Below are 6,165 nucleotides of genomic sequence, written 5' to 3' on the forward strand. Positions count from 1 at the left end.
TACGACACTCACGGCCACCAAAGATGGCATCCCCAGTAATACGGTGGAGGTGAATGTGTGTAACTTGGCTGGTACATGTATTGATATCTACGATAGAGGTGGTAGTGGTAAGTTGCTTACCAATTCACCATCAGCGGCCTATCTAGACAGCATTGGCGGTAGTGCTACAAACGGTACTCATACTGAAAGCGGAAATTCCGGCCCAGTTGGTGGTGATTTTTACCTATTCGACTGGAATAACGCAAATGCACTGTGTACTACCTACAACACCCATAGTCTCGGCGGACGAACTAACTGGCGTTTAGCGACAAGAGACGAGTTAAAAACGGAGCTATACGACGCATTCGGTCCGATGTTTATCGCGCGCGGTTGGCCGACCAACTACTACTATTGGTCGGCGACTCCTAATGGTTCTCTCTATTACGACGTGGACCTCGTCAATGGCTACGTCTTCAGCAACCAGCCGAGCCTCACGGGCTACGTATCCTGCGTCTCAAATCCTTAAAGTTGAGCGTTTAGAGTTTAGAGTTTAACGTTTTAATTTTTAATTTTTAATTTTAGTTTTTGAAGTGCCAGAGTTGCATCTGGCACTTTTTTAGGGGGGGAAGATAAGTGAATATTGAAACTAAATTAGCATTGGTTGAAAGCAGTCAACGTATTGTTGGCATAAAAGAGGGGATGTTTGTACGTTTCTATGAGCAATCACTCTTTGGTTGGCAGCAGTGGGTATCTAAACAGGACCAATTACCGACATTGAAGGTGTTAAAGAAAAAGGTTAAGAAATTGGGTCATGACTCCAACATGGTGAGCTTGAGTTAGAATGGTAGTCCCTCAACTCTGAATTAAAAATTATGGCTACTATTCAAGTTAACTGTCGGTTTTGCAACCAAACGGAGTATGTTCGTAAACATGGTACTGGTGTGTCAGGCTTTCAGCGGTTTCGTTGCCTTGAGTGCAAACGCTCATTTCAACTTGATTATGCTTACGAAGCATATAAACCCAAGGTCAAAGAGCAAATCATTGATATGGCGATGAATAGCTCTGGTGTAAGAGAAACAAGTCGTGTCTTAAAAGTTGGCCATAACACGGTACTGCGCACTTTAAAAAACTCTCGCCGAAACAAGTCACCTCAATACCTTTCGATAGAGCAAACATCTCTCTCATCTGTGAGGTCGATGAACAGTGGTCATTCGTAGGAAACAAAAAAAATCGTCGTTGGCTTTGGTATGCATTGGAGCCCGGTTATAAACGCATCATTGCTCATGCCTTTGGTAAGCGCAATACAGATGAGCTGCGAGCGTTACTTGCTTTACTTAAGCCATTCGACATCAGTTTCTTTTTCACCGATGATTTCAGCGTCTACTCGAAAGAATTGCCAAAAGAAAAACATGTTGTAGGGAAAAGGTTCACTCAGCGGATTGAACGAACCAATTTGACTTTGCGTTCCAGATAAAAACGTTTAGTGCGTAAAGCTATTGGCTTCTCGAAATCGGAAGAAATGCACGATAAAGTGATAGGGACTTTCATTGAGCGAGAGTTCTACCACTAAATCAAATAATTGGCGTCACGACCTACAAAAGTGTGTTCTGGAGGGACTCCAAGTACACGAGTTAAAGAGTTTTATATCGACGGGACAGTACCTTGGATTAAAACTAAGGAAGTGAATAATTGTAAGGTTTTTTCTGCTGAGACCTACATCACTGAAGATGCCATAACGAAGTCTACCGCAAAGTTAATACCGGAAAACTCGGTAATCATCGTTATGTATGGTAATGGTGATACTGCAGGTAGAGTCGCAATTAATAAAATTCCAGTTGCTACAAATCAAGCCTAGCTTATTACCAACTATTTTAAAGCCATCCCAATCACTTCCAACGCCCAGTTCTCTATTGCAGCCGAACCTCATCAGTCTCTAGCACTCTGGGGGTATCGGTTTTCCGAAACTTATTTATGTCCAGAACCGTCACAGGCTTAATTCTTACCCGTAGCACCTCCTAGCTCGAAAGAGTGTCCAAATGTTTGATAAAAATAGGTTTCGACTCTTCAGATCATTTATTAGCAAAGTACTCTCGGTAGGTCTTTTAACTTTGTCGTGGGGTGTGGTGAATAATTGAAAATACAGGGGCACTTCTTACAAAGTATCCGGTTGGTTTTTGTTTTCACTAAGAGCTTGGATTATCGATGAAAAACGCCCCTATTGGAAGGGGTTGGGGTGTAGATTTGACCACACTGTTTTTACATTAACGCCAAGTTACTCTTATACAGGGGCACTTTCTCCCCCAAAATACAGGCTAGAAATAAAAGGATTCTAGGACGTACCATCGCGCCAATCGACTTTGTTTCTGAAATCAGAGAACTAAAGGCACAATCCAGCATTTAACCATTGAGACTACAGGGTAAAAGTCTACGGTGAGGGCGAGTGAAAAATTAAAAAGCATAGTACTGATGGGAAGCACCGAGTCTGGAGGAAGTTCCATTTTACGGTAGATAACAACACGCATGAAATCATTCCTGCTGAGTTAAGTTCATCCCGTGTATCCGACGGTGAAGTTCTACCTAACTTGCTCAAATAGTCGAGACAAATAATCAATTAAATATCTGATGATGGAGCTTGTGAGACGAAGTTATTCGCCTAAAATGTGCAGTTCAACTCATACGGCTACCATAACGCTCTCTTTCAGAGACCTTAATGTACCGAATGAAGACGTTGCTCGGCGGTACATTAAGGTTAAGAAACTAAAACGCCCAAATTGGCGAAACTTACGCCATGAAGTATCACAATTATTATCTGAATTCTAGAAGAGTCTACTAAACGTGGGAGGCTCGAATATGCTCCACTTAAGACATCTGTAAAAATTTTATACTTAATTATTATTATTAAGTATAAAAACCAATTTATTAGGTTAATAACTATCTTTCTTTATATTTAGATTTAGGTTGTATACTTATGAAATTAAAAATACTCTTTTTATTTGGTCTGCTGCTTCTTCTCGGTTGTAAGGAGAAAGGAGGGTCTGAGGTGCAGAAGATATTTACCGGAGAATTTCTCCTCTCACCACATGAAGTGGTTGATTTTTCAGAAATAGTGAAGAGCAGACCTCAAACAGCGTGCTGCAACGAGGCCATAGAGTTAGAGTTAATGTCAGGAAAAGAATTCATAAAACTAACCAAAGATAAGAAAATCGTCGCGCTCAAAGATGGTGAAGTGAAGCTAAAGAACAAACGGAATGGTGATTTATATTACTTAAAAATTGATTCGAATGACTTAGGGACGGCATTTTTAAACTTAACTTTCATCGATTTATACACGGGAGTCGTGTTGACTGATGATGTGCTTAAAGTAGGACATAGTTACGCCTTAGGGATGTCTAGCCGTTTCCCATTAAAACAGAGCGATGTGCAATTAGAGACCACAAATGAAAAACTAATCCAACGTGATGCCGTCGGCAATATCTTCATCACCCCAACCGAAGCAAATGTTCAAGGCAGCAACCTTTTAATTAAAATTCAAGCGAACGGCCGAAAATACGCGAAATACTTTAAAATAAAAGAAGAACAAATTAAGGGAAGCAGGTTAATTACGGATCCTCAAAAGCGTTTCTTGCCTGTTGGAGCAAAAGTCCTCCCTTTGGTTTCGTATATTAACGCGGACGGGAAGATTCACTCTGTTAGAGCAGAGCTGTTAACCTATGTAATTGATGGAAAAGAGCTATCTCTGGCCGCTCTCCACGAGTATCTGTCTGATCCAAAGAACACAGGCCGACATAAGATCTTGGTCAAACACCCCAATTTAGTAGAGGCCAGCTTAAACTATGAAATAGTAACGTTGAGTGATTATGTGACTATGTTCGGAATAACAGTCAACCTTCCCGCCTTCCCAAAAGCATTACAAGCTCATGTAGATATTCCATATCGTCTTCTTGTAACGAGCAATGGAATAGATGTAACCTCCTTAGTCGAACTCGAGGTGGGCCCCGACGAGGCTGGGAGAGTTGAGGACGGTTTTCTCATAGTTTCTAACAAAGAGGTAAAAACCTTCTTAGTCTCTGTCTCAATTAACGGAAATAAACTTTCTTCGTACATCCCCCATCATCCCGATTATTACAGAGTGAATGTAGATAAAACAGATCTACGTTTAAACCTTAATGTAGCGGATAGTCTCTACACTAAAAGGGATAAAGATTTGCCCTTACATTTATTATTGAATGACGTTAATGTAACTGCCCGTAACCTAGGCGTTCAATTCATTAATTCCACAGGAGAAAAAGTCCCTGGAAGTGACGGAAAAAAGGCTTGGTCCACCTGCAGTTTGAGTTTTTCTGATCCATCGGCGATGGTCCTCTTTGATGACAAAATTTATGGAGTGCCCGAAAATCAAACGCATGAATCACTGTTCACGTTTGATTGCCGTGAACGAAATCATATCACCCCCCATCAAGCAATAGACTTTGTGGCGATAAGTAGTATGGGGTTAAATGAAGTGGTCGACCACTATGGTACGCCTTCCTTACTTCATCCAGAAGAAAATGGAGTCTATAGAATAGTGTATGATAAATTTAACCAACAATCGGTGCAGGTTAATGTCTCTCCATTTCTGAACAACATTTTCAACCATTATAGCAAAAACTGGCTTACGGGACCGTACACAGTTTCGGGCTCTGAAGACCTAATTGTAGATTCACGGGGAAACCTAACGTTTTTAGGAAGCTTCCAACCCTCCACCCTAACCCTCCACAAACAACTTCAAGGGGAGGAGCTGATAACTTATAATCTTGAGGTCGATTACAGCAATACCGAAACATCAGAAACCCACGTCTATAATCAAAATCATCATTGGATGACTCTTGCGAAAAATATTGAATTAGATGGACAAACTCTGTCTTTTGAAAATGTACCTTATCTAGCAAAGGGTATTCCAATTACGGTAAGTGCTCTGAATCAAAAAGGTGAAAATATAATTATTAATCCTTATATTCGCATTAAGGCCGATAAGCCTACTGAGAATGATGCCATCATGTTAAACGGTAATCAGTTGTTCATGAATACTCAGGGCCCAGTAGGCCAATATCAATTTGCTTTGTTAGATAAAGAATATAGGCAAGAGTTATCAGGCATCCTTTTTAACATCGTCGATACGATTAAAATACATTCGATTCAAGGCCCACACTTAAATACTTCAATTCCCGTAGGCTCAATTGGTCGCTTGGCATTTAAAAGAAAAAATGGGCCAGACTATGAAATTAATATCAATCGAACCACCTCTTTCTTAAGGTCTTATCAATACATGTCTACTATGTATGGAAATGTTTTTTCGAAATCAGGGGGGAATATTTTACCCGTAGACACTGGAACAGGGGTGATAAATACAATAGGCTCAGCTTATCGAAATGGCTTTGGTATCAGTGAGAGTCTTATGGCTGAACTGGAACAACCCGTTCAATATGACTTTGAGATTATCGATCCATTAGGAAACTTATTGTTTTCATGGTCCCGCTAACTGATTATCTATCGATTTAACAGACATAAATAGGTTAAGAATGTCGTCTGAAGCGGCATTCTTTTCTAAAAAAACAATAGATCGTAAAAATAATTTATTTAACCTCCTCAGACCCTTACCAATAAATTGATTAAACACAATAAAATAAGATCCGATAGTTCCCAATTAAATTTCACCCAATCGTTAACTTTTTTTCAAGATATTCCCTATCCAATTACATCGCACTTGTGAAATTTATACTTCTACCTCAACAACATTTTATATTCTTACAAGCAACCATTTACATTGAAATCGATTTAAATGGTGTGTGGTGAATAATTGAAAATACAGGGGCATTTATGGAACACTTTCCAATTAGTTGTTGCTTTCGCTAAGAGGCTAAATTATCGATGAAAAACGCCCTATTGGAAGGAGTTGGGGTGTAGATTTTACCACACTGTTTTTACATTAACGCCAAGTTACTCTTATACAGGGGTACTTTAACCCCCAAGTACAGGCTAAAAATGACGAGATTACAGTTAACGGAAATTAGCGCTAGAACGCTTCGTAAACGCCCCATGCTTACGAATCCCCTCATAATCAGGCGTAAAAACAATGAGGTAGACGCGCATCGCCGTCTTTGATCTAATGAATATCGCTGAACACACATTTCGAACAAGTGGGTTAAC

General features: G+C 40.0%; 4 protein-coding genes and 2 pseudogenes. All 6 read left to right on the forward strand.

The genetic code is table 11. The features are described from left to right. Positions 1-55 precede the first annotated feature (55 nt). The 6 genes and pseudogenes from AB6E78_RS19515 to AB6E78_RS19540 all read left to right on the forward strand — a co-directional run bounded on the left by AB6E78_RS19515 (position 56) and on the right by AB6E78_RS19540 (position 5,497). Positions 56-505 (forward strand): DUF1566 domain-containing protein, encoded by a 450-nt coding sequence (locus tag AB6E78_RS19515; RefSeq protein WP_371971730.1) that lies wholly within the window; start codon positions 56-58, stop codon positions 503-505. 107 nt (positions 506-612) lie between these two features. Continuing rightward, complete coding sequence (locus AB6E78_RS19520; RefSeq protein WP_102258143.1) at positions 613-819, forward strand: hypothetical protein; 207 nt, start codon at positions 613-615, stop codon at positions 817-819. Positions 820-851: 32 nt separating this feature from the next. Next, positions 852-1,549 (forward strand): annotated as a pseudogene (locus AB6E78_RS19525) (IS1 family transposase). Between the two features lie 30 nt (positions 1,550-1,579). Continuing rightward, positions 1,580-1,834, forward strand: a complete 255-nt coding sequence (locus AB6E78_RS19530; RefSeq protein ID WP_017102006.1) for a restriction endonuclease subunit S — start codon at positions 1,580-1,582, stop codon at positions 1,832-1,834. A gap of 518 nt (positions 1,835-2,352) precedes the next feature. Next, positions 2,353-2,737, forward strand: a pseudogene (locus AB6E78_RS19535) (transposase); the annotation flags it as partial. A gap of 210 nt (positions 2,738-2,947) precedes the next feature. Next, positions 2,948-5,497: a hypothetical protein gene (locus tag AB6E78_RS19540; protein WP_372134095.1), complete on the forward strand. Its 2,550-nt coding sequence runs from the start codon at positions 2,948-2,950 to the stop codon at positions 5,495-5,497. Positions 5,498-6,165: the final 668 nt, after the last annotated feature.

The sequence above is a fragment of the Vibrio sp. 10N.247.310.98 genome, from assembly GCF_041467395.1.
Taxonomy (GTDB): Bacteria; Pseudomonadota; Gammaproteobacteria; order Enterobacterales; family Vibrionaceae; genus Vibrio; species Vibrio crassostreae_C.